At 64.2% G+C, this 25,059-nt stretch carries 27 protein-coding genes and 1 pseudogene; 12 read left to right on the top strand and 16 right to left on the bottom strand.

The features are described from left to right. Positions 1-13: 13 nt before the first annotated feature. Positions 14-634 (bottom strand): guanylate kinase, encoded by a 621-nt coding sequence (gmk, locus tag NP552_RS15185; RefSeq protein WP_043861574.1) that lies wholly within the window; start codon positions 632-634, stop codon positions 14-16. A gap of 13 nt (positions 635-647) precedes the next feature. Next, positions 648-1,511: a YicC/YloC family endoribonuclease gene (locus NP552_RS15180; protein ID WP_043861575.1), complete on the bottom strand. Its 864-nt coding sequence runs from the start codon at positions 1,509-1,511 to the stop codon at positions 648-650. A gap of 264 nt (positions 1,512-1,775) precedes the next feature. On the opposite strand from NP552_RS15180, the gene rph reads away from it, so the two are divergent. Together rph and NP552_RS15170 are read left to right on the top strand one after the other, a co-directional pair. Beyond that, the gene (gene rph, locus NP552_RS15175) at positions 1,776-2,498 is read left to right on the top strand and encodes a ribonuclease PH (protein ID WP_043861576.1); all 723 of its coding nucleotides are present in this window, start codon (positions 1,776-1,778) and stop codon (positions 2,496-2,498) included. 12 nt (positions 2,499-2,510) lie between these two features. Further along, a complete protein-coding gene (locus NP552_RS15170; protein ID WP_043861577.1) occupies positions 2,511-2,876 on the top strand; it encodes a DUF4870 domain-containing protein in 366 nt (121 codons plus the stop codon). A 132-nt stretch (positions 2,877-3,008) separates the two neighbouring features. Here the strand turns inward: NP552_RS15170 and NP552_RS15165 are convergent, their stop codons facing one another. Further along, positions 3,009-3,788, bottom strand: coding sequence for an exodeoxyribonuclease III (locus NP552_RS15165; RefSeq protein WP_043859862.1), 780 nt, complete (start codon positions 3,786-3,788; stop codon positions 3,009-3,011). An 80-nt stretch (positions 3,789-3,868) separates the two neighbouring features. Between NP552_RS15165 and pyrE the strand changes: the two genes are divergently transcribed. Next, positions 3,869-4,510, top strand: coding sequence for an orotate phosphoribosyltransferase (gene pyrE / locus NP552_RS15160; protein ID WP_213606572.1), 642 nt, complete (start codon positions 3,869-3,871; stop codon positions 4,508-4,510). Between the two features lie 86 nt (positions 4,511-4,596). Here pyrE and argB read toward each other — a convergent pair whose 3' ends face one another. The 5 genes and pseudogenes from argB to coaBC all read right to left on the bottom strand — a co-directional run bounded on the left by argB (position 4,597) and on the right by coaBC (position 9,458). Next, positions 4,597-5,502, bottom strand: a complete 906-nt coding sequence (gene argB, locus NP552_RS15155) for an acetylglutamate kinase (RefSeq protein ID WP_043859860.1) — start codon at positions 5,500-5,502, stop codon at positions 4,597-4,599. A gap of 29 nt (positions 5,503-5,531) precedes the next feature. After that, a pseudogene (locus NP552_RS15150) lies at positions 5,532-6,908 on the bottom strand (phosphomannomutase/phosphoglucomutase); the annotation flags it as partial. Between the two features lie 169 nt (positions 6,909-7,077). Next, positions 7,078-7,791 carry a hypothetical protein gene (locus NP552_RS15145; RefSeq protein WP_274096876.1) on the bottom strand — a complete coding sequence of 238 codons (714 nt, stop codon included), beginning with the start codon at positions 7,789-7,791 and terminating at the stop codon, positions 7,078-7,080. Continuing rightward, the gene (gene dut / locus NP552_RS15140) at positions 7,788-8,243 is read right to left on the bottom strand and encodes a dUTP diphosphatase (protein ID WP_274096875.1); all 456 of its coding nucleotides are present in this window, start codon (positions 8,241-8,243) and stop codon (positions 7,788-7,790) included. The genes NP552_RS15145 and dut overlap by 4 nt, the downstream gene beginning before the upstream one ends. A 6-nt stretch (positions 8,244-8,249) precedes the next feature. Next, positions 8,250-9,458, bottom strand: a complete 1,209-nt coding sequence (gene coaBC, locus NP552_RS15135) for a bifunctional phosphopantothenoylcysteine decarboxylase/phosphopantothenate--cysteine ligase CoaBC (protein ID WP_058541939.1) — start codon at positions 9,456-9,458, stop codon at positions 8,250-8,252. 135 nt (positions 9,459-9,593) lie between these two features. Here coaBC and radC point away from each other — a divergent pair, with 135 nt between their 5' ends. Next, positions 9,594-10,274: a RadC family protein gene (radC, locus tag NP552_RS15130; protein ID WP_043859855.1), complete on the top strand. Its 681-nt coding sequence runs from the start codon at positions 9,594-9,596 to the stop codon at positions 10,272-10,274. 21 nt (positions 10,275-10,295) lie between these two features. Here the strand turns inward: radC and NP552_RS15125 are convergent, their stop codons facing one another. Both NP552_RS15125 and NP552_RS15120 read right to left on the bottom strand, forming a co-directional pair. After that, positions 10,296-11,102, bottom strand: a complete 807-nt coding sequence (locus NP552_RS15125; protein WP_274096874.1) for a hypothetical protein — start codon at positions 11,100-11,102, stop codon at positions 10,296-10,298. A 148-nt stretch (positions 11,103-11,250) separates the two neighbouring features. Continuing rightward, a complete protein-coding gene (locus NP552_RS15120; RefSeq protein ID WP_274096873.1) occupies positions 11,251-12,840 on the bottom strand; it encodes an ABC transporter substrate-binding protein in 1,590 nt (529 codons plus the stop codon). Between the two features lie 362 nt (positions 12,841-13,202). On the opposite strand from NP552_RS15120, the gene rpmB reads away from it, so the two are divergent. After that, the gene (rpmB, locus tag NP552_RS15115) at positions 13,203-13,439 is read left to right on the top strand and encodes a 50S ribosomal protein L28 (protein WP_043859852.1); all 237 of its coding nucleotides are present in this window, start codon (positions 13,203-13,205) and stop codon (positions 13,437-13,439) included. An 11-nt stretch (positions 13,440-13,450) separates the two neighbouring features. Further along, positions 13,451-13,606 carry a 50S ribosomal protein L33 gene (gene rpmG / locus NP552_RS15110; protein ID WP_010225867.1) on the top strand — a complete coding sequence of 52 codons (156 nt, stop codon included), beginning with the start codon at positions 13,451-13,453 and terminating at the stop codon, positions 13,604-13,606. A 68-nt stretch (positions 13,607-13,674) separates the two neighbouring features. Here the strand turns inward: rpmG and NP552_RS15105 are convergent, their stop codons facing one another. Both NP552_RS15105 and NP552_RS15100 read right to left on the bottom strand, forming a co-directional pair. Continuing rightward, complete coding sequence (locus tag NP552_RS15105) at positions 13,675-13,923, bottom strand: hypothetical protein (protein ID WP_370409248.1); 249 nt, start codon at positions 13,921-13,923, stop codon at positions 13,675-13,677. 90 nt (positions 13,924-14,013) lie between these two features. Then, entirely contained in the window at positions 14,014-14,376 is a 363-nt protein-coding gene (locus NP552_RS15100) for a cupin domain-containing protein (RefSeq protein ID WP_043859851.1), read from the bottom strand. Between the two features lie 193 nt (positions 14,377-14,569). On the opposite strand from NP552_RS15100, the gene NP552_RS15095 reads away from it, so the two are divergent. After that, positions 14,570-16,063: an aldehyde dehydrogenase gene (locus tag NP552_RS15095; RefSeq protein ID WP_043859850.1), complete on the top strand. Its 1,494-nt coding sequence runs from the start codon at positions 14,570-14,572 to the stop codon at positions 16,061-16,063. A 118-nt stretch (positions 16,064-16,181) separates the two neighbouring features. Then, complete coding sequence (locus NP552_RS15090; RefSeq protein ID WP_043859849.1) at positions 16,182-17,321, top strand: MFS transporter; 1,140 nt, start codon at positions 16,182-16,184, stop codon at positions 17,319-17,321. 274 nt (positions 17,322-17,595) lie between these two features. On the opposite strand, the gene NP552_RS15085 is transcribed toward NP552_RS15090, so the two are convergent. Both NP552_RS15085 and NP552_RS15080 read right to left on the bottom strand, forming a co-directional pair. Further along, entirely contained in the window at positions 17,596-19,119 is a 1,524-nt protein-coding gene (locus NP552_RS15085; RefSeq protein ID WP_043863463.1) for a phospholipase D family protein, read from the bottom strand. A gap of 93 nt (positions 19,120-19,212) precedes the next feature. Beyond that, the gene (locus NP552_RS15080) at positions 19,213-20,643 is read right to left on the bottom strand and encodes an aminotransferase-like domain-containing protein (RefSeq protein ID WP_054915471.1); all 1,431 of its coding nucleotides are present in this window, start codon (positions 20,641-20,643) and stop codon (positions 19,213-19,215) included. A gap of 177 nt (positions 20,644-20,820) precedes the next feature. Between NP552_RS15080 and NP552_RS15075 the strand changes: the two genes are divergently transcribed. Beyond that, complete coding sequence (locus tag NP552_RS15075; RefSeq protein ID WP_078480636.1) at positions 20,821-21,036, top strand: DUF1127 domain-containing protein; 216 nt, start codon at positions 20,821-20,823, stop codon at positions 21,034-21,036. Here NP552_RS15075 and NP552_RS15070 read toward each other — a convergent pair. After that, on the bottom strand, positions 21,033-22,310 hold the full coding sequence (locus tag NP552_RS15070) for an NAD(P)/FAD-dependent oxidoreductase (protein ID WP_043863327.1): 1,278 nt from the start codon (positions 22,308-22,310) through the stop codon (positions 21,033-21,035). The genes NP552_RS15075 and NP552_RS15070 overlap by 4 nt on opposite strands. Positions 22,311-22,428: 118 nt before the next feature. Between NP552_RS15070 and NP552_RS15065 the strand changes: the two genes are divergently transcribed. After that, the gene (locus NP552_RS15065) at positions 22,429-22,782 is read left to right on the top strand and encodes a YkgJ family cysteine cluster protein (protein WP_043863328.1); all 354 of its coding nucleotides are present in this window, start codon (positions 22,429-22,431) and stop codon (positions 22,780-22,782) included. 3 nt (positions 22,783-22,785) lie between these two features. Here the strand turns inward: NP552_RS15065 and dadR are convergent, their stop codons facing one another. Beyond that, complete coding sequence (dadR, locus tag NP552_RS15060; protein WP_042121505.1) at positions 22,786-23,274, bottom strand: transcriptional regulator DadR; 489 nt, start codon at positions 23,272-23,274, stop codon at positions 22,786-22,788. Between the two features lie 156 nt (positions 23,275-23,430). On the opposite strand from dadR, the gene dadA reads away from it, so the two are divergent. Continuing rightward, positions 23,431-24,732 (top strand): D-amino acid dehydrogenase, encoded by a 1,302-nt coding sequence (dadA, locus tag NP552_RS15055; RefSeq protein ID WP_043863329.1) that lies wholly within the window; start codon positions 23,431-23,433, stop codon positions 24,730-24,732. Beyond that, positions 24,704-25,057, top strand: a complete 354-nt coding sequence (locus NP552_RS15050) for a RidA family protein (protein ID WP_043863330.1) — start codon at positions 24,704-24,706, stop codon at positions 25,055-25,057. The genes dadA and NP552_RS15050 overlap by 29 nt, the downstream gene beginning before the upstream one ends. Positions 25,058-25,059 lie beyond the last annotated feature (2 nt).

The following is a 25,059-nucleotide window of genomic DNA, read 5'->3' as shown; positions in this document are numbered from 1 at the left end:
CGAGGCACGCTGCTCAGGCAAGCAGTTGCCTGAGCAGTTCGCTGTGACGTTGCTGCTGCTGGCCGCGCTGCAGGCGGTTGGCACGGAACACCGCCTTGAGGTCGTCCAGTGCCGTGGCGAAGTCGTCGTTGATGATGACGAACTCGTATTCGTCGTAATGCACCATCTCGCTGACCGCCTCGCGCATGCGCCCTTCGATGATCTCGTCGCTGTCAGTGCCGCGGTTGGTCAGGCGCTGGCGCAGGGCCTGCTGGCTGGGCGGCAGGATGAAGATCGAACGCGCCTCGGGCATCAGCTTGCGCACCTGCTGTGCACCCTGCCAGTCGATTTCCAGGATCAGGTCATGGCCCTGGTCAAGGGTCTGCTGCAGTGCGCTGCGCGAGGTGCCGTAGCAGTTGCCGAAGACTTCGGCCTGCTCCAGGAAGTCGCCCTGGGCGATCATGCGGTCGAACTCGGCGCGGTCGACGAAGTGGTAGTTCACCCCGTCATGCTCGCCCGGACGCATGGCCCGCGTGGTGTGCGAGACCGACACGCGAATGTGGTTGAGGTCGTCGGTGAGCGCCTTGACCAGGCTGGTCTTGCCGGCGCCCGAAGGGGCCGAGACGATGAAAAGGGTGCCGCTGCTGTGGGTCATGGTAGGGGTGGCCTTACTCGATGTTCTGTACTTGTTCACGCATCTGCTCGATCAGAACCTTGAGGTTGACCGCCGCTTGGGTGCTGCGTGTGTCAAAGGCTTTGGAGCCCAGGGTGTTGGCTTCGCGGTTGAGTTCCTGCATCAGGAAATCCAGGCGCCGGCCGGCGGCGCCGCCCGACGTGAGCACGCGGCGCACTTCGGTGACATGCGTGCTGAGGCGGTCGAGTTCTTCGGCCACATCGCTCTTCTGCGCCAGCATCACCATCTCCTGCTCCAGACGCTGCGGGTCGAGTTCGGCCTGCATGTCGGCAAAGCGGTCCAGCACCTTCTGGCGCTGGGCGGCGAGCATCTGCGGCACCAGGGCGCGCAGGGTGGTGACTTCCTCGCTCATGCTGTCGAGGCGCTCGTTGATCAGTCGGGCGAGTTCCGCGCCTTCGCGGTTGCGGCCGTTCTTGAGCTCCTTGAGGGCCTGTTCGAACAGGCCCATGGCCTCGGCATTGAGCGCCTGCGGGTCGCTGGCATCGGCCACCAGCACGCCCGGCCAGGCCAGCACCTCGAGCGGGTTGAGGGGGCCGGGCTGCTTGATCAGGCCGGCCACGGTCTCGGCGGCGGCGACCAGCTGAGCGGCACGCTCGCGGTCGACCTGCAGCGGCTTGCCGGCGTTCTCTTCATTGAAGCGCAGGGTACATTCGACCTTGCCGCGCGACAGGCCCTGGCGCAGGGACTCGCGCACCGCGCCTTCGAGGTCGCGCAGGGCTTCGGGCAGGCGCAGGTGCGGCTCGAGGTAGCGATGATTGACCGAGCGCAGTTCCCAGATCAGTGTGCCCTGGGTCCCGGCCTGCTCGACGCGGGCGAAGGCGGTCATGCTGTGCACCATGGGAAGTACCTCGCAGATTAGGGAGCAAGCCGACAGCCTGCAAAGGCGCAGGATTGTAACGCAGTGCGGCGCCGGCTCCCAATGCGCTGATGCTACAAAGCAGCGGGCAGGGCGCCGCAAATACCGGGCGGCGCGGGCAGATCGGGGCTTTTGGCGTGGTGCGCCGATGATCGGCTGGCCGTGCATTTGGCCGCAGGCATGTCCACCGAGGGCCCTGTAGCCCTATAATGCCGGGCAGATTCATATCCAGTACAGGTAGCCCAAATGAAACGTCCAAGTGGTCGCGTTGCCGATCAGCTGCGCTCGATCCGCATCACCCGCAACTACACCAAACACGCCGAGGGGTCTGTACTGGTCGAGTTCGGAGACACCAAAGTCATCTGCACGGTCAGCGTCGAGAACGGCGTACCGCGCTTCCTCAAGGGCCAGGGCCAGGGCTGGCTGACCGCCGAGTACGGCATGCTGCCGCGCGCCACCGGCGAGCGCAACCAGCGCGAAGCCAGCCGCGGCAAGCAGGGTGGTCGTACCCTCGAAATCCAGCGCCTGATCGGCCGCTCGCTGCGCGCCGCGCTGGACATGAGCAAGCTGGGCGACATCACCCTGTACGTCGACTGCGACGTGATCCAGGCCGATGGCGGTACCCGTACCGCGTCGATCACCGGTGCCATGGTTGCGCTGGTCGACGCCCTGCGCGTGGTCAAGAAGCGTGGCGGCCTGAAGGGCGGCGACCCGGTCAAGCACATGATTGCGGCCGTATCGGTCGGCATGTACCAGGGCGTGCCGGTGCTCGACCTGGACTACCCGGAAGATTCGGCGGCCGAAACCGACCTGAACGTGGTGATGACCAGCGCCGGTGGTTTCATCGAAGTCCAGGGCACCGCCGAAGGGGCTCCGTTCCAGCCTGAAGAGCTCAACGCCATGCTGGCGCTGGCGCAGAAGGGCATGACCGACCTGTTCCAACTGCAGCAGGCCGCGCTGGCGGACTGATCGGGAGTCGACATGGCCGAGCCGTCCAACGCGCCGATGCCCGGTGATGCAGCCCGTCATTGGGGCATGTTGTGCCACCTGGCGGCGGCTGCCGGCATGGTGGTGCCGTTCGCCAACCTGATCGCGCCGCTGGCCTTGTGGTGGTTCAAGCGCGGCATCGACCCGTACGTCGACGCCCAGGGCAAGGAGGCGGTGAACTTCCAGCTGACCATGACCCTGCTGGGCATGGTGTGCGTGGTGGGGTTTACCGTACCGATGGCCAAGCTGGCGCTGACCATCATCTCGCTGGGGGTGGCGGTACTGATCGTCATTGCGGCGGTCAAGGTCAAGCAGGGCAAGGCCTTTCGTTATCCGTGGGCCTGGCGTGTGCTGACCTGACATGCTTCGTCGGCAAGGCCGGCTCCTACGGCGGTTGCGTTGACCCGGTAGGAGCCGGCCTTGCTGGCGAAAGGGCCCAAAGGCCAGATACGAAAAAGCCGACACGCAGTCGGCTTTTTTGTGGCTGAGCGATCAGATCGTCAGCGTCCAGTCATAGTCCACGATCAGTGGCGCATGCTGGGAGAAGCGTGGCTGACGCGGCAGGCGAGCGCTTCGTACGAAGCGGCGCAGGCCCGGGGTCAGCAGCTGGTAGTCGAAACGCCAGCCCAGGTTGAGCATCTCGGCCTGCTCGTTGTCCGGCCACCAGCTGTACTGGTCGCCCTCACGGCTGACTTCGCGCAACGCATCCACATAGCCCATGTTGCCGACGATCTCGTCCATCCAGGCCCGCTCTGGCGCCAGGAAACCCGGCGACTGCTGGCCGTCGCGCCAGTTCTTCACGTCGAGCTTCTGCTGCGCCACATACAGTGAGCCGCAGTAGATGTACTCGCGACGCTTGCGGCGCTGCTTGTCCAGGTATTTGCCGAAGTCGTCCATCAACTTGAATTTCTGGTTGAGGTCTTCGTCACCGTTCATGCCCGAAGGCAACAGCAAGGTGGCAATACTGACTTTGTCGAAATCGGCCTGCAGGTAACGCCCGTAGCGATCGGCTGTCTCGAAGCCCAGGCCGCTGATGACTGCCTTGGGCTGCAAACGCGAGTAGAGTGCCACGCCGCCTTGGGCTGGAACTTCTGCATCGCAGGCATAAAGGAAGTAGCCATCGAGCTGGAAAGCTGGGTCGTCGAGTTCAAAGGCCGAGGCGCGGGTATCCTGAAGGCAGATGACGTCGGCATTCTGGGCTTGTAGCCAGCTGAGCAAACCACGCTCGACTGCAGCCTGAATGCCATTAACGTTCACACTGATGATCCGCATAAATGGCCCCAAAAATCTCGTGCGTGTATGATACCCGAGCTGTACTCATTTAGCTAAATCTGTGGTAGCCGGGACTCTTCATGCAGCCGTATCAGCGCGAATTCATTCGTTTTGCCATCGATCGTGGGGTTCTGCGCTTCGGTGAGTTCACCCTCAAGTCGGGCCGCATCAGCCCGTATTTCTTCAACGCCGGCCTGTTCAACAGTGGCGCTGCCCTGGCTCAGCTCGGTCGGTTCTATGCGGCGGCGATCGTCGACAGCAAGATCCCGTTCGACGTGCTGTTCGGCCCGGCCTACAAGGGCATCCCCCTGGCTGCCGCGACGGCGGTGCAACTGGCCGAGCACCATGGGCTGGATGTGCCGTGGTGCTTCAACCGCAAGGAAGCCAAGGCGCACGGCGAGGGTGGCAGCCTGGTGGGCTCGCCACTGGCAGGCGACGTGCTGATCATCGACGACGTGATCACTGCCGGCACGGCCATCCGCGAGGTGATGCAGATCATCCAGGGCCAGAAGGCCAGGGCGGCGGGCGTACTGATCGCGATGAATCGCCAGGAGCGTGGCAACGGCGACCTGTCGGCGATCCAGGAAGTGGAGCGTGACTTCGGCATTCCGGTGGTCAGCATCGTATCGCTGACCCAGGTGCTGCAGTTCCTCGCCGATGACCCGGCGCTCAAGCAGCACTTGCCGGCCGTCGAGGCCTACCGGGCCCAGTACGGTATCTGAGGCAAACAAAAAGGCGACCCGCGGGTCGCCTTTTTTGTACCTGTGGTGGCCCGCTCCTGTAGGAGCCGGCCTTGCCGGCGGATGCCTCAGCGCGGTTCGTGATTGGTAATCAGGGTACCTACGCCGCTGTCGGTGAAAATTTCCAGCAGTACCGCATTCGGCACGCGGCCGTCGATGATGTGCGAGCTGTGCACGCCGCCCTGTACTGCTTCCAGTGCGCAACGGATCTTGGGCAGCATGCCGCCGTAGATGGTGCCGTCCGCGATCAGTTCGTCAACCTGCTCGGTGGTCAGGCCGGTGAGCACGGTGCCCTGCTTGTCCATCAGGCCGGCGATGTTGGTCAGCAGCATCAGCTTCTCGGCCTTGAGCGCTTCGGCCACCTTGCCTGCCACCAGGTCGGCGTTGATGTTGTACGACTCGCCGTTGGCACCCACGCCGATTGGCGCGATCACCGGGATGAAGTCGCCCTTGACCAGCATGTTCAGCAGGTCGGTGTTCACCCCGACCACTTCGCCCACATGGCCGATGTCGATGATTTCAGGGCTGGTCATCTCTGGCGTCTGGCGGGTGACGGTGAGCTTCCTGGCGCGAATCAGCTCGGCGTCCTTGCCGGTCAGACCGATGGCGCTGCCGCCATGACGGTTGATCAGGTTGACGATGTCCTTGTTCACCTGGCCGCCGAGCACCATCTCCACCACGTCCATGGTCTGCGCATCGGTGACGCGCATGCCATCGACAAACCGGCTTTCGATGGACAGGCGCTTGAGCAGGTCGCCGATCTGCGGGCCGCCGCCGTGCACCACCACCGGGTTGATGCCGACTGCCTTCATCAGCACCACGTCGCGGGCGAAGCCGGTCTTGAGCTCTTCGCTCTCCATCGCGTTGCCGCCGTACTTGATCACCAGCGTCTTGCCGACAAAGCGGCGGATGTAGGGCAGCGCTTCGGACAGTACCTGGGCGACATGGGTGGCGGCATCACGATCAAGGGTCATGCAGGGCTCCAGTTGGAACAAGGGGTCGGTCAGAACGTTGGTTGCAGATCAGGGGCTGCGCGCTTGAGCTGGGCAAGGAACACGTCCTTGATTCGCTGCAGCTCGGCTTCGCTGTCGGCCTCGAAGCGCAGTACCAGCACCGGCGTGGTGTTGGAGGCGCGAACCAGGCCCCAGCCGTTGGGGTAGTCGACCCGTACACCATCGATGGTGGTCAGGTTGGCGTCTTGGCCCCAGTCGGCGTCGCGTTGCAGTGCCTCAATGATGCTGAATTTACCCTCGTCCGTCACATCAATGTTGATTTCAGGGGTACAAATATCGTTCGGGAACGCCGCGAACAGCGTTTCGGCATCGCTATCGGCCTTGCTCAGGATCTCCAGCAGGCGCGCGGCGCTGTAGATGCCGTCGTCGAAACCGTACCAGCGCTCCTTGATGAAGATGTGCCCGCTCATCTCGCCGGCCAGCAGGGCGCCAGTCTGCTTCATCTTCTTCTTGATCAACGAATGACCTGTCTTCCACATCAGCGCGCGGCCGCCGTACTGTTCGATCAGCGGGGTCAGGCGGCGGGTGCATTTGACGTCGAAGATGATCTCGGCGCCCGGGTTGCGCGCCAGCACGTCCTGGGCGAACAGCATCAGCAGGCGATCGGGGTAGACGATGTTGCCAGTGTTGGTCACTACGCCGACACGGTCGCCGTCACCGTCGAAGGCCAGGCCCAGGTCGGCGCCGCTTTCCTTGACCTTGGCGATCAGGTCCACCAGGTTTTCCGGCTTGCCCGGGTCGGGGTGGTGGTTGGGGAAGTTGCCGTCGACCTCGCAGAACAGCGGGATCATCTCGCAGCCCAGCGCCTCGATCAGCTGCGGGGCGATCACCCCGGCGGCGCCGTTTCCGCAGTCCACCACCACCTTGAGCTTCTTCGCCAGCTTGATGTCGCCGGTGATCTGGGTGAAGTAGCGGTCCAGGATCTCGACCTTCTCGACGCTGCCTTCGCCGCGGGTGAGGTCGTTGGTCTGCAGGCGGATCAGGAGGGCCTGGATCTGCTCATTGGCCAGGGTGTCGCCGGCGATGACGATCTTGAAGCCGTTGTAGTTCGGCGGGTTGTGGCTGCCGGTGAGCATCACCCCGGACTTGCCGGCCAGCACGTTGGCGGCGTAGTACAGGGCGGGCGTGGGGACCAGGCCGACATCGCTGACCTTGCACCCGGCCTCGACCAGGCCCTTGATCAGTTGCTCGACCAGCATCGGGCCGGACAGGCGACCGTCGCGGCCAACCGATACGTGCGGCTCGCCCTGGGCCAGGCTCTGTGCACCGATGGCGCGGCCGATCCAGTAGGCGGTTTCGGCGGTGAGGCCTTCGCCGACCACACCTCGGATATCGTAGGCGCGGAAGATGCTGGCGGGGAGGTTCGGGGTCATGCGTTCCATGTTGCTCACCTGGGGAAACTCCAATTGGAAGGGGCTATGTTGGGTCGACGGTCGGCATGCGCTGCAGGCACCCGGCGCGCCGCGCGGCTAAAGATGTCCGGCTTTGACGGCATTTTCGACATAGAGTTCTTGAGCCGGGCGATTCATCCGTCGATCACCTCTGGAAGATCGACCCGGGCTGAAAGTGCAGGCTCCATGCATCGTTGAAGGTCCCTATCGGGGTTATTGCCGGGCTATCACTTTCCCCTGCGCTGGCCAGTACGGCCTGAGGGTCGTCGAACACGCCTTGCACGAGGCTGGCCTTGCCGATTTCCGGCATGTCTATTTTCAGAGCAGCACTTACACGTTGCAGCTCGAAAGTCATGAGCAGCACGGCCTGCACCGGGCCTGTCGCACTGCCTCGAATGGGCGTGACACTGTGGATATGCAGTTGCCCGTTGGTCGGGTGGGCCTCCAGGTTCGGTGGTACCCCGCGTTCGGCTCGCACGATCATGTCCAGCAATGGCGGGCTGAGTGAGCGGTCGTGGAGGCTCTCGCGCCTGGCCTGGCCGGGCGTGAGCAATCGACTGCTGACCAACCCTTCGAGGTAGCTGAAGTCGTCCAGCACCTGGCGCGCCTGGCGGGCGTCAGCTGCCTTGGCGGCGGCAAGCAGGGCCGGATGGCGGGCCACGGTGTCGACCTCGGACACCAGACGGGCGATCTGCTGGTCGAGCGCAATGACCAGCCCGAAGGCCGGAAAGTACGTCTGCAGGTTACGTTGCTCGCGTTGCAGAGGGGTTACCAGCGTCAGCCACACCGCGAGCCCGGCGACGAGCATGCCGGCCAGGCCCCAATACAGGCCTGGCAGCAGGGCTCGCGCGTTGTTCAATGGCTGCCCGAATGGCCGAAGCCGCCAGCGCCACGCTGGGTTTCGTCGAAGGTTTCGACGATGTCGAAGTGCGCCTGTACCACCGGTACCAGCACCAGTTGCGCAATGCGCTCGCCGATGGCGATGGTGAAAGGGGTCTGGCCGCGGTTCCAGCACGACACCATCAGCTCGCCCTGGTAGTCCGAATCGATCAGGCCGACCAGATTGCCCAGCACGATGCCGTGCTTGTGGCCCAGGCCCGAGCGCGGAAGGATCATCGCGGCCAGGCCCGGGTCGCCGACGTAGATCGACAGGCCGGTAGGGATCAGTATGGTCTGGCCCGGCTCCAGGACGGTCTCTTCCTTGAGCATGGCGCGCAGGTCGAGGCCGGCAGAACCGGGAGTGGCGTATTGCGGCAGCGGGAATTCGCTGCCAAGGCGCGGATCGAGAATCTTGGCTTGTAAGGCGTGCATGCAGAGTTAAACCTGGTTGAGACGTTCGGCGATGAAGGCTACCAACTGACGGGCGATCTTGCCCTTGCTGGTCTGTGCAAAGAGTGTTGCTTGAAGTTGGCGATCGATCACGCTGCAGGCGTTCTCCTCGCTGTTGAAGCCGATGCTGGGGTTGGCCACGTCATTGGCGACGATCAGGTCGAGGTTCTTGTCCTTGAGCTTGCGCGCGGCGTAATCGAGCAGGTGTTCGGTCTCGGCGGCAAAGCCGACGCTGAACGGGCGGTCGGGGCGGGTGGCGATGGTGGCCAGAATGTCCGGGTTGCGCACCATCTGCAGCAGCAGGCCGTCACCTGTCGTAGGGTCTTTCTTGAGCTTTTGCGGGGCGACGACTTCGGGGCGGTAGTCCGCAACCGCAGCCGATGCGATGAACACATCGCACGGGATCGCCGCTTCGCACGCGGCGAGCATGTCCCGCGCGCTCACCACGTCGATACGGGTCACCCGGTCGGGTGTGGGCAGGTGCACCGGCCCTGTCACCAGGGTTACCCGAGCACCGGCTTCCACCGCCGCTTCGGCCAGGGCAAAGCCCATCTTCCCCGAGCTATGATTGGTGATGTAGCGCACCGGGTCGATGTTTTCCTGGGTCGGGCCTGCGGTAATCAGCACGTGCTTGCCGGTCAGCGACTGGCGCTTGAAGGTTTCGGCGGCGCACCAGGCCAGGTCGGTGGCTTCGAGCATGCGGCCAAGGCCCACGTCGCCGCAGGCCTGGCTGCCGGAGGCCGGGCCGAACACCTGGATGTCGCGGCTTTGCAGCAGCTGCAAGTTGGCCTGGGTGGCCGGGTCGCGCCACATGGCCTGGTTCATGGCCGGTGCCAACGCCACGGTGGCGTCGGTAGCCAGTACCAGGGTGGTCAGCAGATCGTTGGCAACGCCTTGCGCCAGGCGCGCGATCAGGTCGGCGGTGGCAGGTGCGATCAGCACCAGGTCGGCCCACTTGGCCAGTTCGATATGGCCCATCGCCGCTTCGGCGGCAGGGTCGAGCAGGTCCATGTGCACGGGGTGCCCGGACAGGGCCTGCATGGTCAGCGGGGTGATGAATTCGGCCCCGCCGTGGGTCATGACGACGCGCACTTGCGCGCCGTGCTCCAGGAGTCGGCGAACCAGCTCGGCGCTCTTGTAGGCAGCAATGCCGCCGCCGACGCCAAGAACGATGCGTTTCCGATACAGCCGCTGCATAGGCTTGCCTTTCTTTGATCAGTGTTTGCACGCGGCGACGACGCCTCCCCAGGCCGAATCGTCGCGTAAAAAGAGGGGGCTACGATAGCACAGGGCTGAAATGGGGAGCAGCCACACACAGACAGAGGGACAGCTATGGGTATCAGGGATTGGCCGTCGGCGGAACGCCCGCGGGAGAAGTTGCTGGAGCGAGGGGCCGGGAGCCTGTCGGACGCCGAGTTGCTGGCGGTGTTCCTGCGCACCGGTGTGGCAGGCAAGAGCGCGGTGGACCTGGCGCGCCACCTGTTGCAGCAGTTTGGCGGCTTGCGGCAACTGCTGGAGGCCGATCAGCCGACGTTTCAGCGCGAGCTGGGGCTGGGCCCGGCGAAGTATGCGCAACTGCAGGCGGTGATGGAGATTGGGCGCCGGCACTTGGCCGAAACCATCATCCGCGACCCGGCGTTGCAGAGCCCGGGGGCGGTCCGGCGTTACCTGAAATCGATGCTGCGTCATGAAGAAAGCGAGGTGTTCGGCTGCCTGTACCTGGACAACAAGCACCGTCCTCTAGGGTTCGAGGCGTTGTTCCGCGGGTCCATCAGCAGTGCCAACGTCTACCCTCGGGAAGTCATCAAGCGGGCGCTGGCCAGAAATGCCGCAGCATTGATCCTTTGTCACAATCATCCGTCAGGTGTTTCCGAGCCAAGCCAGGCAGATATCAATCTGACCCTGCGCTTGCAGAAAGCCCTGGGCCTGATCGAGGTGCGGGTGCTGGATCACATCATCATCGGCGATGGGGAGCCATTGTCGATGGTGGAGCGGGGCTTGTTCGCTGCCTGACGCTGCTGTGCGTGGGCGGTACTAGTCGATAAGCTTTGTTGCAACAAACGACGCAGCCAGCCCGACAACCGAAGCCAGCAGCAGGTAGTGACGCACCACAAGCTCGGCTCTGATCGTGGCTGGAAAGGACTCCACGTCTGCGGCCTGCAGCGATCCTGTTCTGATGAAGAGCTTCGCATGAGCCAGAAGCGCAGCGATGCATACGGTAAACACGATTCTGCCAAACACCGTGTTGTACATCACCGGTCGCTGTCGATTCACCACCGCCTTGCAGTTGGCAAGGTACCGGGATGCACTGGTCATGTAGCGCATGCCAGCCTGTGCGTACTGGGTGGCGACCCACCCCAGGCCGGCGATGCAAGGCAGTTGCAGTGCAAGGGGCAGCCAATAGGGTGAATACCCGCCGAGCCCGAACTCCGTCGGCTCGCCCTGGTGCTGAACGGCTTTGAGCACCTGCAGGGCAAGGGCCAGCAGCACCAGAACAGCCAGCATTGCCAGCCTGAGGTGGTGGCTAAGAACCAGCAGCGTTCTGAGGTTGCCGGGGAAGCGCTTGATGTCCTCTGCGCTCAGGCCCCCGAACTCGACCGGGCAATCGGGGTAGGCCAACAGGCCGGCAATGTCGCCCACTGCCCTGAATCGTTGGCGCAGGCCCAGGTTGAGGCTGTACCGATGAGTGTCAACCAGCGGCGAGTTGTGAAGGTGCTCGAGTGCTTCGGCCAATCGCTGGGTAGCAATGTAGAGAAGCAGTGCGCCGAAGACCACCGGGCCGAGTATCAGTGCCACGGTGAGGCCGGCGATAGCCGCTTCGGTCCAGTATTCAATATCCAATGCGGCTATCCGTACGGTGCGGTTCGCTGGGCAACCATCGTAAGTCGATGGCGAGAGTCACCTGGCGGCCTGAACACGCGGTGCAGGCTGCTGCAGTGTCCTTCGGGCTACCAGAGGACGCTGTCAGGAGCCTGCAGGCGCGAGTCGTTCAGCGTGCGGTCTTCACCGTGGCAAAGTCCTGCCGGCCGAACGGGCTGACCGTGTAGCCCTCCACATCCTTGCGCATCAGCACCGCTGCCGTGGGGTGCGCCAGTGGCAGCCACAGCGCCTGCTGCTGGATCAGCCCCTGGGCCTGCTGGTACAGGCGGCTGCGCACGCTCTGGTCGTTGGTGGTCTTGCCGGCACTGATCAACTGGTCCAGGCGCTTGTCGCAGTACCGCGCGAAGTTGGTCCCCGACTCGACTGCCGGGCAGGCAAACTGCGGGCTGAGGAAGTTGTCGGGGTCGCCGTTGTCGCCGGCCCAGCCCATGAACAGCAAATCGTGCTCACCGGCCTTGGCGCGACGGATCAGCTCGCCCCATTCGATCACGCGAATCTCGGCCTTGATGCCGACCTTGGCCAGGTCTGCCTGCAGCAGTTGTGCCCCCAGGCTCGGGTTGGGGTTGAGCAGGCTTCCCGAAGGGCGCGTCCAGATTGTGGTGCTGAAGCCGTCCGGCAAACCGGCCTTGACCAGCAGCGCCTTGGCTTTGGTCGCGTCGGTCGGGTAACCCGGCAAGTCCTTGGCGTAGCTCCAGGTGTTGGGCGGCAGGGGGCCTTCAGCGGCGACTGCGGTGCCTTCGAACACGGCCTTGAGGTAGCTGGTCTTGTCGAACGCCAGGTTGATCGCCTGCCGTACCTCGACCTTGTCCAGCGGCGGGTGCTGGCTGTTGATCGCGACGAACGCGGTCATGAACGCCTCGGTCTTCTCGACCTTCAGGTTTGCGTCTTCGGCGGCTGCCGCAACGTCCAGCGGCTTGGGCGACAGGGCGATCTGGCACTCGTTGCGCCGCAGTTTCTGCAGGCGCACGTTGGCGTCGGGGGTGATCGCGAAAATCAGCGGGTCGACGCTCGGCTTGCCGGCAAAATAGTCGGCATTGGCGCGGTAGCGGATCACCGCGTCCTTCTGGAAACGCTGGAACACGAACGGGCCGGTGCCGATCGGCTGGCTGTTGAGCTTCTCCGGGGTGCCGGCCTTGAGCAACTGGTCGGCGTATTCGGCCGAATAGATCGAGGCGAAGCCCATGCTCAGGGTGGCGAGGAAGGTTGCGTCCGGATGGTCGAGGGTAAAGCGCACGCTCAGCGGATCGGGTGCCTCCACCTGCTTGATCAGGCTGGGCAGCTGCAACGACTGGGCATGCGGGTAGCCGCTCTGGGTGATCTTGTGCCAGGAGTGGGCGGGGTAGAGCATGCGCTGGAAGCTGAACAGCACGCCGTCGGCGTTCAGCACGCGGCTGGGCTTGAAGTACGGCGTACTGTGAAACTTTACCCCCGGGCGCAGCTTGAAGTCGTAGACCAGGCCGTCGGCCGATACCGTCCAGCTTTCGGCCAGGCTCGGCACCACCTTGCCGCTGGTGGCGTCGAATTCCACCAGCCGGTTCATGAGCACATCGGCAGAAGCATTGGTGGTGGTCAGCGCGTTATACTGCACCACGTCAAAGCCTTCGGGGCTGGCCTCGGTACATACGCTCAAGGCGCCTGCCTGGGCCAGTGCGGGGCTTAGCAGCGCTGCGAGCAACAGGGGTAAAGCGGCACGACGCATGGTGACTCCTTGGCTGATCAATGGCCCATCTGCCCGTGCAGTCTGGAAAACTCCTACCCTAGTGCGCAAGGCCGTAAATGGCCAACTCCTTTTTCAAGGAATATTGCGACGAGCGGTTTTGTCGCTGGAAGCCCTGCATCCGGGCGGCCTGGGTTGATTCATGCATCGTGCGATCACATCAAATGTTGTTGTACCCCGGCCTTTCTGGTATAAAGCAGCGCTCTTTTCTAGGGGCTCGGTTTGTCGCATCTGCAGATCTTGCCGATAAGACCCTGAAGAAACACGGCGCCTGGCGCCAAAGACTGAGAGATTAAGCGGCCAACCCATGCCGGGTTGGGCATGTGGTTTTAGAGGGCTGAGGCATGTCGAGAGTCTGTCAAGTTACCGGTAAGGGTCCGGTAACCGGGAATAACATTTCCCACGCGAATAACAAAACCCGTCGTCGTTTCCTGCCGAACCTGCAGCATCACCGCTTCTGGGTCGAGTCGGAGAAGCGTTTCGTGCGTCTGCGCGTTTCTGCCAAAGGCATGCGTATCATCGACAAGCGCGGCATCGATGCCGTTCTGGTCGAAATTCGCCGTAACGGCGCCAAGGTCTAAGGGAGAAAATCATGCGTGAATTGATCCGTCTGGTGTCGACCGCTAATACCGGCCACTTCTACACCACCGACAAGAACAAGCGCACCACTCCGGACAAAATCGAAATCAAAAAATTCGATCCGGTTGTTCGCAAGCACGTGATCTACAAGGAAGCCAAGATCAAGTAATTGATCCCGGCTTACGAAAAAAGGCCCGCATCTCACGATGCGGGCCTTTTTTTATGGCGATTTTCTGTTCAGCCGAAATGGAAACCGCTGATCAGGCCCGCCTCGTTGCCGCTGATGTTCACGCGTTGCGGGTCCATTTCGCGGGTCGACATCTCGCCGATGCCGACCACGCGCTGGCGCCCGGTCAGTTCGCTGATGTAGGCCTTCACGGTCGGCACGTAGCGGGTGCCGACCAGGCGGCCGATGCAGGTGAGCACTTCGTCGTTGCTCAGCTGCAACGCTTCGATGGGGCAGACGACCGGTTGATCCTTTTGCATGGTGAGGCTCCTTGAGTTCAGGTGGGTCCGGATAAGGACCTCGCCATGCTCGCGCCAGGGAGGGCTGGCGCGGCGGTATCTATCTATGGCCTATGCCTTGGGCTCGAACATCACGTAGATCTTGCGGCAGGTCTCCAGCACCTCCCAGGTGCCCTTGAAGCCGGCCGGGATCACGAAGCGGTCACCGGTGCGCAGGGTCTTGGCGTTGCCTTCTTCGTCGCGCAGCACCGATACGCCGTGCACGATCTCGCAGTATTCGTGTTCAGTGTAATTGACGGTCCATTGCCCGGGTGCTCCCTCCCACACGCCAGCGGCGAATTGCCCGCAAGGGCTGGCGTAATGGTTGTAGACCGCCTGCTCCGGGTCGCCCTTGAGCACTTTTTCGGCAGCCGGGCGGTAGCGCTCGGCCTCGGTCAGTACCTGTGCGAAGTCGACAATCTGCTGGATATTCATGTTTGGGTCCCCTGATTGTTAAATAAAGTGCACATCACTAGGCATTTGGCCATGTATTGTCAAATATATTGATAATTCAGGTGCCAGAGTTTAGGGTGTCGAGTGCCGTAGAGCGACAATCGCTCCGGCCGTATTCTGACAGCGCCCTGGCCCCTCGTGCGGCGCTGCATTTCAACAACAGGAGGAGTTTCGTATGACCACCCTGACTCGTGCGGACTGGGAACAGCGTGCCCAGCAACTCAAGATCGAAGGCCGTGCTTTCATCAATGGTGAATACACCGCCGCCGTTTCCAACGCCACGTTCGAGTGCCTGAGCCCGGTTGACGGACGCCTTCTGGCGCAGGTCGCCAGCTGCGACGAGGCCGACGCCCAGCGCGCCGTGGAAAACGCCCGCGCCACCTTCGAGTCCGGCGTGTGGTCACGCCTGGCCCCGGCCAAGCGCAAGGCTACCCTGATCCGTTTCGCCGCGCTGCTCAAGCAGAACGTCGAGGAGCTGGCCCTGCTCGAAACCCTCGACATGGGCAAGCCGATCAACGACTCGCTGAACATCGACGTGCCGGGCGCTGCCCAGGCACTGAGCTGGAACGGCGAAGCCATCGACAAGATCTACGACGAAGTCGCGGCCACCCCGCACGACCAGCTAGGCCTGGTAACCCGCGAGCCTGTGGGTGTGGTGGCGGCCATCGTGCCGTGGAACTTCCCCCTGCTGATGGCCAGCTGGAAACTCGGCCCGGCGCTGGCCACCGGTAACTCGGTGGTGCTCAAGCCGTCCGAGAAGTCCCCGCTGACCGCCATCCGCATCGCCCAGCTGGCCATCGAGGCCGGTATCCCGGCCGGCGTGCTGAACGTGCTGCCTGGCTACGGCCACACCGTCGGCAAGGCTCTGGCCCTGCACATGGACGTCGATACCCTGGTGTTCACCGGCTCGACCAAGATCGCCAAGCAGCTGATGATCTACGCCGGCGAATCGAACATGAAGCGCGTGTGGCTGGAAGCCGGCGGCAAGAGCCCGAACATCGTGTTCGCCGATGCCCCGGACCTGAACGCCGCTGCCGCCGCCGCGGCCAGTGCCATCGCCTTCAACCAGGGCGAAGTGTGCACCGCAGGTTCGCGTCTGCTGGTCGAGCGCTCGATCAAGGACAAGTTCCTGCCGCTGGTACTGGAGGCCCTCAAGGCCTGGAAGCCTGGCAACCCGCTGGACCCGGCCACCACCGTTGGTGCCCTGGTCGACACCCAGCAGATGAACACCGTGCTGTCCTACATCGAGGCTGGCCACACCGATGGCGCCAAGCTGCTGGTGGGCGGCAAGCGCATCCTCGAAGAAACCGGCGGCACCTATGTCGAACCGACCATCTTCGACGGCGTGAGCAACGCCATGCGCATCGCCAAGGAAGAGATTTTCGGCCCGGTACTGTCGGTGATCACCTTCGACAGCGTCGAAGAAGCCATCCAGATCGCCAACGACACCCCTTACGGCCTGGCCGCAGGTGTATGGACCGCCGACATCAGCAAGGCGCACAAGACCGCCAAGGCCCTGCGTGCCGGCAGCGTGTGGGTCAACCAGTACGACGGTGGCGACATGACTGCGCCGTTCGGTGGCTTCAAGCAGTCGGGCAACGGCCGTGACAAGTCGCTGCACGCACTGGACAAGTACACCGAGCTCAAGGCCACCTGGATCAAGCTGTAAGGCCATGGGCGCGGCCTGGTGCCGCGCCCCGAGCGATCCGCGCCACAGCCGGGCCCTGCGTTAGCGCAGGCCCGGCTGTGTTGCTTGTGGCGATCCATCATTCTGCGAGGAAGTACACATGCGTTGGGCTACCTACTTCGCCGTGCTGTCGTCGGTTCTGAGCGTGGGCCTTGCCCTGGGCGTGAGCATGCCGTTGGTATCGCTGCGTCTGGAGAGCTGGGGCTATGGCAGCTTTGCCATTGGCGTGATGGCGGCGATGCCGGCAATTGGCGTGCTGGTTGGCGCCAGCCTGTCCAGCCGCCTGGCGGCGTATTTCGGCACCGCCACGCTGATGCGCCTGTGCCTGCTGGCCGGTGCGTTGTCCATCGGCCTGCTGGCGCTGCTGCCCAGCTATCCGGTGTGGCTGGCGTTGCGCCTGCTGATCGGGGTGATCCTGACCATCGTGTTCATCCTTGGCGAAAGCTGGATCAACCAGCTGGTGGTCGAGCAATGGCGTGGCCGCCTGGTGGCGCTGTATGGCAGCAGCTATGCCCTCAGCCAGCTGGCCGGGCCGCTGCTGCTGGGCGTGCTGGGTTCGGAGGATGACCTGGGCTTCTGGATCGGGGCCGGGTTGCTGGTGGTGGCACCGCTGGTGCTGATCGGCCGCAGCGGGGCGCCCAGCGCTGAAGCCTGTGGTGTGGGCCTGCGTGACCTGGTGGGCTTCTGCCGGCGCTTGCCGGTAATCGCCTGGGCCATTGCGCTGTTCGCCGCGTTCGAGGCGATGATCCTCACCCTGTTGCCGGTGTACTGCCTGCAGCAGGGCTTCACCACCGAGCTGGCGCTATTCATGGTCAGTACCGTGGTGGTGGGCGATGCGGTGCTGCAACTGCCGATCGGGGCGCTGGCCGACTACATGTCTCGCCGCACGCTGTTCACCGGCTGCGCCATGACCCTGCTGGTATCGAGCCTGGCCATTCCGGTGCTGATGCACACGCCGGCGATCTGGCCATTGTGGGTGCTGTTCGGCGCCAGTGCCGGTGGCCTGTTCACCCTGTCGCTGATCCTGATCGGCGAACGCTATCGCGATGATGCGCTGGTGCGCGCCAACGCCCACGTGGCGCAGCTGTGGGGCATCGGCTGCCTGATCGGGCCATTGGCTGCTGGGGCCGGCAGCCAGTGGGTGAGCGGGCATGCACTGCCGCTGCTGATGGCGGCGGGCGCGTTCGGGCTGGTGCTGTTGGCAATGCGGCCGAATGCCTTCGAGCCTGCCACGGCCTAGGGCCGCTTTGTACTGGTTGAATCTCCTCGAGGAGCGCTCTTCTCGGGGGATTTCATCTTTCACCCAGCTGCGCAACTTCTTGCGCACTCAAATGTGGATAACCCTGTGCATACATTGCTGCAGGCCATACTCAACGTGGCCTGCAGCCAACTGCGCAACTTCTTGCACAGTACTGCGCAAGAAGTCGCAAACCTATCGCTCTGCCTACGACCGCAACGGTATCGGCAAGCTAACCCAAGCGATCACCGCAGCGAACAAGCCGCATAGCTTCACCCTACAACATCCTCTCCAACCCCACCGCCTTGCTCACCCACGCATTGAACCGTCGCCACAGCCCACCTGGCTCTGTCGTCAACGTGTGCAACTGCCCATTGTCCTCGGTCACCCACACCAGCTTGCCGTCGACCAGCCGCGGCTCGTAGCTCAGCGCCGGGGCCATGCCCTGCAGTGCCAGGTCGCGGGTGTACTCGGCCAGTTGCGGGCTGTCCACTAGCACGCCGACCTCGGTGTTCCACAGCACCGAGCGCGGGTCGAAGTTGAACGAGCCGATGAAGGTCTTCTGTCGATCGAACACGATCGCCTTGCTGTGCAGGCTCGAGTCCGATGCACTGCCGAAGTGATGGATACGCCCGCTGCTGGGGTCGCCGGGCTGGCGGCGCAGTTCGTACAGTTTTACCCCGTGTTCCAGCAGCGCCTTGCGGTACGGCGCATAGCCGCCGTGTACCGCCGGCACGTCGGTGGCCTCCAGCGAGTTGGTCAGCAGGCTCACCGACACCCCGGCGTCGGCATGGCTGGTCAGGTACAGCAGGCCGGTCTCGCCAGGTACGAAGTAGGCCGATACCAGGATCAGCTCATGGTGCACGTCGTTCAGGTCGGGCGCCAACTGCTGGGTCAGCAGCAACCGCGGGTCTGGCTCGGCCTGGGCCAGCACCTTGCTTGGCGCATCCCACAGCGCCTGGTTGTGTGCCCAGATCAACTCGTTGCGCCAGGAATCCAGGCGCGGGTGGGTCTTGTAGGCCATCAGGCGGTCGTACAGTGCCTTGCGCTTGACCCTGGCCTCGCTCAGCGAAGCCTCCAGGCGCTCGCGGCTCACACGCAGGTCGTCGGCGTTCGGGGTGCTGAACATGAAGTCGCCAATCGGTCGGCTCAGGGCGCTGTTCCAGTACTGGTCGAAGCTGTGCCCCAGCTGTTCGGCCACCGGCCCCACGCCCAGCATGTCGATGTCGGTGAAGTTCAGGTTGGGCTCGGCGTCGAAGTACTCGTCACCCAGGTTGCGCCCGCCGACGATGGCCATGCTGTTGTCCACCAGCCATAGCTTGTTGTGCATGCGCCGGTGCTGCAGCGACAGGTTGAACAGCCTGCCCAGGGCACGGGTCACGCCGGTGCTGCGCCCCAGGTGCAGCGGGTTGAACACGCGAATCTGCACCATCGGGTGCGCCGCCAGGGTGGCGATGACCTCGTCCAGGCCGTCGCTGGTGGTGTCGTCGAGCAGGATGCGCACGCGCACGCCACGGTCGGCAGCCTGCAGCAGTTCGTGCACCAGCGCGCGGGTGCTGAGCCCGTCATGCACGATGTAGTACTGCAGGTCGATGCTGCTCTGGGCGTTACGGATCAGCTCGGCGCGGGCGTGGAACGCCTCGGTGCTGTTGGGCAGCAGGCGAAAGCCGGACCGCCCCTCATGGGCGCTGGCCTGGCGCTGCACCGAACGGCCAAAGGCCGAGTCGCTGGCGGGCAGGGCCTGGGTCACGGTACGGGGCGTGCTGGAGGTGGCGCACCCGGCAAGGGTGAGCGCCAGCATCAGTAACAGCGCGAAGGCCCTGGGTTTGGTCAAAGGGGCATGTCCTTGAGCAGGAAGGCAGTTGGGGGTTGGACCACGCGGGGCGGCGCAACGTTACCCGCCGCGCTCATCCTCGGCCAGTAGACGAATGGCGGTTTCGCCGACCTTGCGCACGGCCGCTTCGATTTCGGCAGTGGCGCGGGCGGCAAAGTTCATGCGCAGGCAGTTGCGGAACTTGCCCGACGCCGAAAAGATGCTGCCCACCGCAATCTGCACACCTTGCTCTAGTAAAGCCCGGTTCAGGCGCAAGGTGTCGAAACTTTCCGGCAGTTCCACCCACAGCACGAAGCCGCCCTGGGGCCGGCTGGCGCGGGTGCCGGCGGGGAAGTAGCGGCTCACCCAGTCGATCATCTGATCGCGGGCGCGCTGGTACTGGCCGCGCACACGGCGCAGGTGCGGCTGGTAGTGGCCGCCCTCGATGAAGTCGGCAATCGCCAGCTGCGGCTGGGTAGCGGTGTAGCCGGTGCTGATGTACTTCATGTGAATCACCCGCTCCAGGTAGCGCCCCGGCGCCACCCAGCCCACCCGCAGGCCGGGCGCAAGGGTCTTGGAGAACGAGCTGCACAGCAGCACGCGGCCGTCGTCGTCGAACGACTTGATGGTGCGTGGGCGCGGGTAGGTGTAGGCCAGGTCGCCATACACGTCGTCCTCCAGGATCGCCACGTCGAAGCGCTGGGCCAGGGTCAGCAGGGCGCGTTTGCGCGCCTCGGGCATGATGTAGCCCAATGGATTGTTGCAGCTGGGGGTCAGCTGGATCAGCTTGATCGGCCACTGTTCCAGCGCCAGCTCCAGGGCTTCGAGGCTGATGCCGGTGAGCGGGTCGGTGGGGATCTCCAACGCTTTCATGCCCAGGCCCTTGAGGGTCTGCATGGCGCCGTGAAAGCTCGGTGATTCGACCGCGACGATGTCGCCCGGCTGGCACACCGCGCGCACGCTGATCGACAGGGCTTCCTGGCAGCCGGTGGTGATCACCAGGTCTGCCGTGCTCAGGCTGCAGCCCGAATCGAGCATCAGCCGCGCCACCTGCTCGCGCAGGGCTTCGGTGCCGGCGACGGTGTCGTAGTACAGGCCGGGCATGTCCTGGCGCCGGCTCAGCTGCGCCAGGCTGCGCAGCAACGGCTTGAGGGTGGGGCTGCCGACATCGGGCATGCCGCGGCCCAGTTGCACCACGTCCTTGCGCGGCACGCTGCGCACCAGCTCGAACACCTGGTCCCATTGCGAGATATCCACAGGGCGCTGGGCCGGGCGGCTGACGTCGGGCAGGGCGGGTAGTGGGCGATGGTCAGGCACGAAATAGCCGGACTTGGGCCGGGGCGCCGCCAGCCCGTGATCTTCCAGCACCCGATACGCCTGCTGCACGGTACTCAGGCTCACGCCATGCTCGACGCTCAGGGCCCGCACCGACGGCAGGCGGTCGCCGGGGCGGTAGAGGCCCTGCTCGATGCGTGCGCCAATCAGCTCGGCGAGGTTGACGTAGAGGGTCATGGCGTACTCCTGGGCGGGCAAGCGGCTGGCAACCGGTACAGATTGGGCAAAAATACAGCATTCAGCGCCGTTATCGACACATCTGTATGGAAATAAAACCTGGCGGTTGAATCTGTAATGCCTTGCAGCCCCCGCGCATCATGGCTGCACGGTTACCCACCCTGGAGGAATGAAGCGATGAACGGCGCGAGCGATGCAGGCCTGCCACTGTGCACCAAAGGCGAGGTGGCGCGACATGAGGCGCCCGCCAGCCCGAGTCGCTGGGCTGTGATGATGCGGCGGTGGCGTTCACGCCATGCGCTGCTGCAGCTCGATGCCGAGCAGCTGCGCGATATCGGCCTGACCCGCGAACAGGCCGTGAAGGAAGGTCTCAGGCCATTCTGGAGACCCTAGGCCAGTGCCTTGAGGCGGTGCCACAGCATGCCCAGCGCCAACAGCGGCGAGCGCAGGTGCTTGCCGCCGGGGAAGGTGATGTGCGGCACCTGGGCGAACAGGTCGAAGCGCCCGCTCTGCTGGCCGCTGATCGCCTCGCCCAGCAGCCGCCCGGCCAGGTGCGTGGCGTTGAGCCCGTGGCCGGCATAGGCCTGGGCGTAGTAAACGTTGGGCCGGTCGCGCAGGCGGCCGATCTGCGGCAGGCGGTTGGCGCCGATGCCGATCATGCCGCCCCACTGGTATTCGATGCGGGTGTCGGCCAGTTGCGGGAACACCTTGAGCATCTTGGGCCGCATGTAGGCGCCGATGTCCTGCGGATCGCGCCCCGAGTAGTGGCAGGCGCCACCGAACAGCAGGCGCCGGTCGGCCGAGAGGCGATAGTAGTCAACGGTCACCTGCTGGTCGCACACCGCCATGTTCTGCGGCAGCAACTCGTTGGCCAGGGCTTCGCTCAGCGGTTCGGTGGCGATGATGTAGCTGCCGGCTGGCAGCACCTTGCCACTGAGCTCGCGGTCCAGGTCGTTGATGTAGGCATTGCAGCACAGCACCAGCGTGTTCGCCCGCACCGAGCCCTTGGCGGTGTGCACATGCACCTGCGGGCCGTGCTCGATGCGGGTGACACGGGAATGCTCGAACACCTGCACGCCCAGCTGGCGCGCGGCCTCGGCCTCGCCCAGCGCCAGGTTCAGCGGGTGCAGGTGCCCCGAGCCCATGTCCACCAGGCCGCCGGCGTAGCGACGCGAGCCGACCACCGTGTGCATCTGGTCGGGCTGCACCAGGCGCAGCTCATGGGTGTAGCCCAGTCCGCGCAGCTCGTCGATCTCTTCGCTGAAGCCCTCGAATTCCCGTGGCTTGTTGGCCAGGTCGCAATAGCCCCAGGTCAGGTCGCAGTCGATGGCATGGCGTTCGATGCGCTGGCGCACGATGTCCACTGCCTCCAGGCCCATCAGTTTGAGGCTGCGCACTCCCTCGCTGCCGATCACCGGGGTGAACTGGTCCAGGCCGTGTCCGACCCCGCGAATCAGCTGCCCGCCATTGCGTCCACTGGCGCCCCAACCGATCTTGTGCGCTTCGAGCAGCACCACGCTCAGGCCGCGTTCGGCCAGTTCGATGGCGGTATTGAGGCCCGAAAAGCCGCCGCCCACCACGCACACATCACAGTTCAGCTCGCCTTGCAGGGGCGGGTACGCCGGTTGCCCGGCGCTGTGGGCAGCGTAGTAGGAAGTGGTATGCACGTTTGAAGGATCCTGGTAGGGGCTGTGTGGAAAATTTGACACAGCATAGGCGGTGCTTTGATCGGCAGGCAACCGTGGGGCAAAATGGCGCTTCAGCCTTTCCCGCCACGAGTCTGCCATGAGTTGCAACAGTCACAAGATCCGCTTCCTGCGTGAGCAGATCCCGTCGTTCGCCTGCGTGCCGGGCTGCCACGATTGCTGCGGCCCGGTGACCACCTCCAGCGAGGAAATGGCGCGCCTGCCACGCAAGAGCGCGGCCGAGCAACAGGCCGCGCTGGATGAGCTCAACTGTGTGCACCTGGGCCCCGAGGGCTGCACCGTGTACGAGGAGCGGCCGCTGATCTGCCGCCTGTTCGGCACCACCCCGCGCCTGCCGTGCCCCAATGGTCGCGGCCCTGCCGAGATGATCGACCCGCAGGCCGAGCGCCTGGTGCACCAGTACATCGCCAGCACCCGCCAGGTGCTGGTGTAAGGCTCAGTCCGGAATCGGCAGGTTGAGGCTTTCCTTCACCTCTTCCATCACGATGTAGCTCTTGGATTCGCGCACGTGCGGCAGCTTGAGCAGGATGTCGCCCAGCAGCTTGCGGTAGGAGGCCATCTCCGAGATGCGCGCCTTCACCAGGTAGTCGAAATCGCCCGATACCAGGTGGCATTCCAATACGTGGGGCAGCTTGAGCACCGCGCGGCGAAACTCTTCGAAAGTGTCCCCCGACTTGTAGTCCAGGCTGATCTCGACGAACACCAGCAGGCTGCCCTTGAGGTGCTGTGGGTTGAGCCGGGCGTTGTAGCCCATGATGATGCCTTCGCGCTCCAGACGCCGGACCCGCTCGGTGCACGGGGTGGTCGACAGGCCGACCTTCTCGCCCAGTTCGGTGAACGAGATGCGCCCGTCGGTCTGCAGGATGCGCAGGATGTTGCGGTCGATCTTGTCCAGTTCACGTTTGCTTTGATGCTGGGTTCTCATAGTGGATGCCCCTCCGTAAAAGCCGACCCTGCCGAGAATTCTCGCCAAATATAGGCTTTTATATAGTGAAAAGCACTGCCTCTACCTTCCTATACTGCGCCCATCCATGCCTTAAACAACAAATGTGTGCGGTACGCCGCCTCGAGGGATAACAACATGCGCGTTCTGGTACTTGGTAGCGGCGTCATCGGGACCGCCAGTGCCTACTATCTGGCTCGTCAGGGGTTTGAAGTGGTGGTGGTCGATCGCCAGCCGGCGGTGGCCATGGAAACCAGCTTCGCCAACGCTGGCCAGGTATCGCCGGGTTATGCCTCGCCCTGGGCTGCACCCGGTGTGCCGCTCAAGGCCATCAAGTGGCTGCTCGAGCGCCACGCCCCGCTGGCCATCAAGGCCACCGCCGACATCGACCAGTACCTGTGGATGGCGCAGATGCTGCGCAACTGCACGGCCAACCGCTATGCGGTGAACAAGGAGCGCATGGTGCGCCTGTCCGAGTACAGCCGCGACTGCCTCGACGAGCTGCGTGCCGAAACCGGCATTGCCTACGAAGGCCGCACCCTGGGCACTACCCAGCTGTTCCGCACCCAGGCGCAACTGGACAACGCGGCCAAGGATATCGCCGTGCTGGAACAGTCCGGTGTGCCCTACGAGCTGCTCGACCGCGACGGCATTGCCCGCGTGGAGCCTGCCCTGGCCAATGTCACCGACATCCTCGCCGGTGCCCTGCGCCTGCCCAACGACCAGACCGGCGACTGCCAGCTGTTCACCACGCGCCTGGCCGAAATGGCGCGCGACCTGGGCGTGGAATTCCGCTTCGGGCAGAACATCGAGCGCCTCGATCACGCGGGCGACCGGGTCAACGGCGTATGGATCGACGGCAAGCTGGAAACCGCCGATCGCTACGTGCTGGCCCTGGGCAGCTACTCGCCGCAACTGCTCAAGCCGCTGGGCATCAAGGCCCCGGTGTACCCGCTCAAGGGCTACTCGCTGACCGTGCCGATCACCGACCCGGCCATGGCACCGACCTCGACCATTCTCGACGAGACCTACAAGGTCGCGATCACCCGCTTCGACAACCGCATCCGCGTCGGCGGCATGGCCGAGATCGCCGGTTTCGACCTGTCGCTCAACCCGCGTCGGCGCGAAACGCTGGAGATGATCGTCAACGACCTTTATCCTCGCGGCGGCGACCTGAGCCAGGCCAGCTTCTGGACCGGCCTGCGCCCGACCACCCCCGACGGCACGCCGATCGTGGGCGCCACGGCGTTTCGCAACCTGTTCCTGAACACCGGCCACGGCACCCTCGGCTGGACCATGGCGTGCGGTTCGGGTCGCCTGCTGGCCGACCTGATGGCGCGCAAGAAGCCGCAGATCAGCGCCGAAGGCCTCGACATTTCCCGCTACAGCAACAGTCAGGAGACTGCAAAGCATGTCAATCCAGCGCCAGCTCACCAATGAGCGCATGAGCCAGATCGTTACCCACAACGGCACCGTCTACCTGTCGGGCCAGGTGGGTAATGACCTGAACGGCGACGTCGGCCAGCAGACCCGCGAGGTGCTGGCCAACATCGAGCGGCTGCTGGACCTGGCCGGTACCGACAAGAGCCGCGTGCTGTCGGCGACCATCTACCTCAGCGACATCGACACCCAGTTCCAGGCCATGAACACGGTGTGGGACCAGTGGCTGGCCAAAGGCAATGCCCCGGCCCGCGCCACCGTCCAGGCCCGGCTGTGCAATCCGCAGATGCTGGTCGAGATCTCGATCGTCGCCGCCCTGCCGTAATC

Origin of the sequence: Pseudomonas sp. 8209 (assembly GCF_028682105.1) — a bacterium.
GTDB lineage: Bacteria > Pseudomonadota > Gammaproteobacteria > Pseudomonadales > Pseudomonadaceae > Aquipseudomonas > Aquipseudomonas palmensis.
Note: the sequence above shows the minus strand (reverse complement) of the source record. Positions and strands in the feature narration are given on the sequence as shown.

What these genes read in the sequence shown, in the direction of transcription:
- gmk (WP_043861574.1), bottom strand. Translation starts at nt 634, where the DNA reads ATGACCCACAGCAGCGGCACCCTTTTCATCGTCTCGGCCCCTTCGGGC.
- NP552_RS15180 (WP_043861575.1), bottom strand. Translation starts at nt 1,511, where the DNA reads ATGGTGCACAGCATGACCGCCTTCGCCCGCGTCGAGCAGGCCGGGACC.
- rph (WP_043861576.1), top strand. Translation starts at nt 1,776, where the DNA reads ATGAAACGTCCAAGTGGTCGCGTTGCCGATCAGCTGCGCTCGATCCGC.
- NP552_RS15170 (WP_043861577.1), top strand. Translation starts at nt 2,511, where the DNA reads ATGGCCGAGCCGTCCAACGCGCCGATGCCCGGTGATGCAGCCCGTCAT.
- NP552_RS15165 (WP_043859862.1), bottom strand. Translation starts at nt 3,788, where the DNA reads ATGCGGATCATCAGTGTGAACGTTAATGGCATTCAGGCTGCAGTCGAG.
- pyrE (WP_213606572.1), top strand. Translation starts at nt 3,869, where the DNA reads ATGCAGCCGTATCAGCGCGAATTCATTCGTTTTGCCATCGATCGTGGG.
- argB (WP_043859860.1), bottom strand. Translation starts at nt 5,502, where the DNA reads ATGACCCTTGATCGTGATGCCGCCACCCATGTCGCCCAGGTACTGTCC.
- dut (WP_274096875.1), bottom strand. Translation starts at nt 8,243, where the DNA reads ATGCACGCCTTACAAGCCAAGATTCTCGATCCGCGCCTTGGCAGCGAA.
- coaBC (WP_058541939.1), bottom strand. Translation starts at nt 9,458, where the DNA reads ATGCAGCGGCTGTATCGGAAACGCATCGTTCTTGGCGTCGGCGGCGGC.
- radC (WP_043859855.1), top strand. Translation starts at nt 9,594, where the DNA reads ATGGGTATCAGGGATTGGCCGTCGGCGGAACGCCCGCGGGAGAAGTTG.
- NP552_RS15120 (WP_274096873.1), bottom strand. Translation starts at nt 12,840, where the DNA reads ATGCGTCGTGCCGCTTTACCCCTGTTGCTCGCAGCGCTGCTAAGCCCC.
- rpmB (WP_043859852.1), top strand. Translation starts at nt 13,203, where the DNA reads ATGTCGAGAGTCTGTCAAGTTACCGGTAAGGGTCCGGTAACCGGGAAT.
- rpmG (WP_010225867.1), top strand. Translation starts at nt 13,451, where the DNA reads ATGCGTGAATTGATCCGTCTGGTGTCGACCGCTAATACCGGCCACTTC.
- NP552_RS15105 (WP_370409248.1), bottom strand. Translation starts at nt 13,923, where the DNA reads ATGCAAAAGGATCAACCGGTCGTCTGCCCCATCGAAGCGTTGCAGCTG.
- NP552_RS15100 (WP_043859851.1), bottom strand. Translation starts at nt 14,376, where the DNA reads ATGAATATCCAGCAGATTGTCGACTTCGCACAGGTACTGACCGAGGCC.
- NP552_RS15095 (WP_043859850.1), top strand. Translation starts at nt 14,570, where the DNA reads ATGACCACCCTGACTCGTGCGGACTGGGAACAGCGTGCCCAGCAACTC.
- NP552_RS15090 (WP_043859849.1), top strand. Translation starts at nt 16,182, where the DNA reads ATGCGTTGGGCTACCTACTTCGCCGTGCTGTCGTCGGTTCTGAGCGTG.
- NP552_RS15085 (WP_043863463.1), bottom strand. Translation starts at nt 19,119, where the DNA reads ATGCTGGCGCTCACCCTTGCCGGGTGCGCCACCTCCAGCACGCCCCGT.
- NP552_RS15080 (WP_054915471.1), bottom strand. Translation starts at nt 20,643, where the DNA reads ATGACCCTCTACGTCAACCTCGCCGAGCTGATTGGCGCACGCATCGAG.
- NP552_RS15075 (WP_078480636.1), top strand. Translation starts at nt 20,821, where the DNA reads ATGAACGGCGCGAGCGATGCAGGCCTGCCACTGTGCACCAAAGGCGAG.
- NP552_RS15065 (WP_043863328.1), top strand. Translation starts at nt 22,429, where the DNA reads ATGAGTTGCAACAGTCACAAGATCCGCTTCCTGCGTGAGCAGATCCCG.
- dadR (WP_042121505.1), bottom strand. Translation starts at nt 23,274, where the DNA reads ATGAGAACCCAGCATCAAAGCAAACGTGAACTGGACAAGATCGACCGC.
- dadA (WP_043863329.1), top strand. Translation starts at nt 23,431, where the DNA reads ATGCGCGTTCTGGTACTTGGTAGCGGCGTCATCGGGACCGCCAGTGCC.
- NP552_RS15050 (WP_043863330.1), top strand. Translation starts at nt 24,704, where the DNA reads ATGTCAATCCAGCGCCAGCTCACCAATGAGCGCATGAGCCAGATCGTT.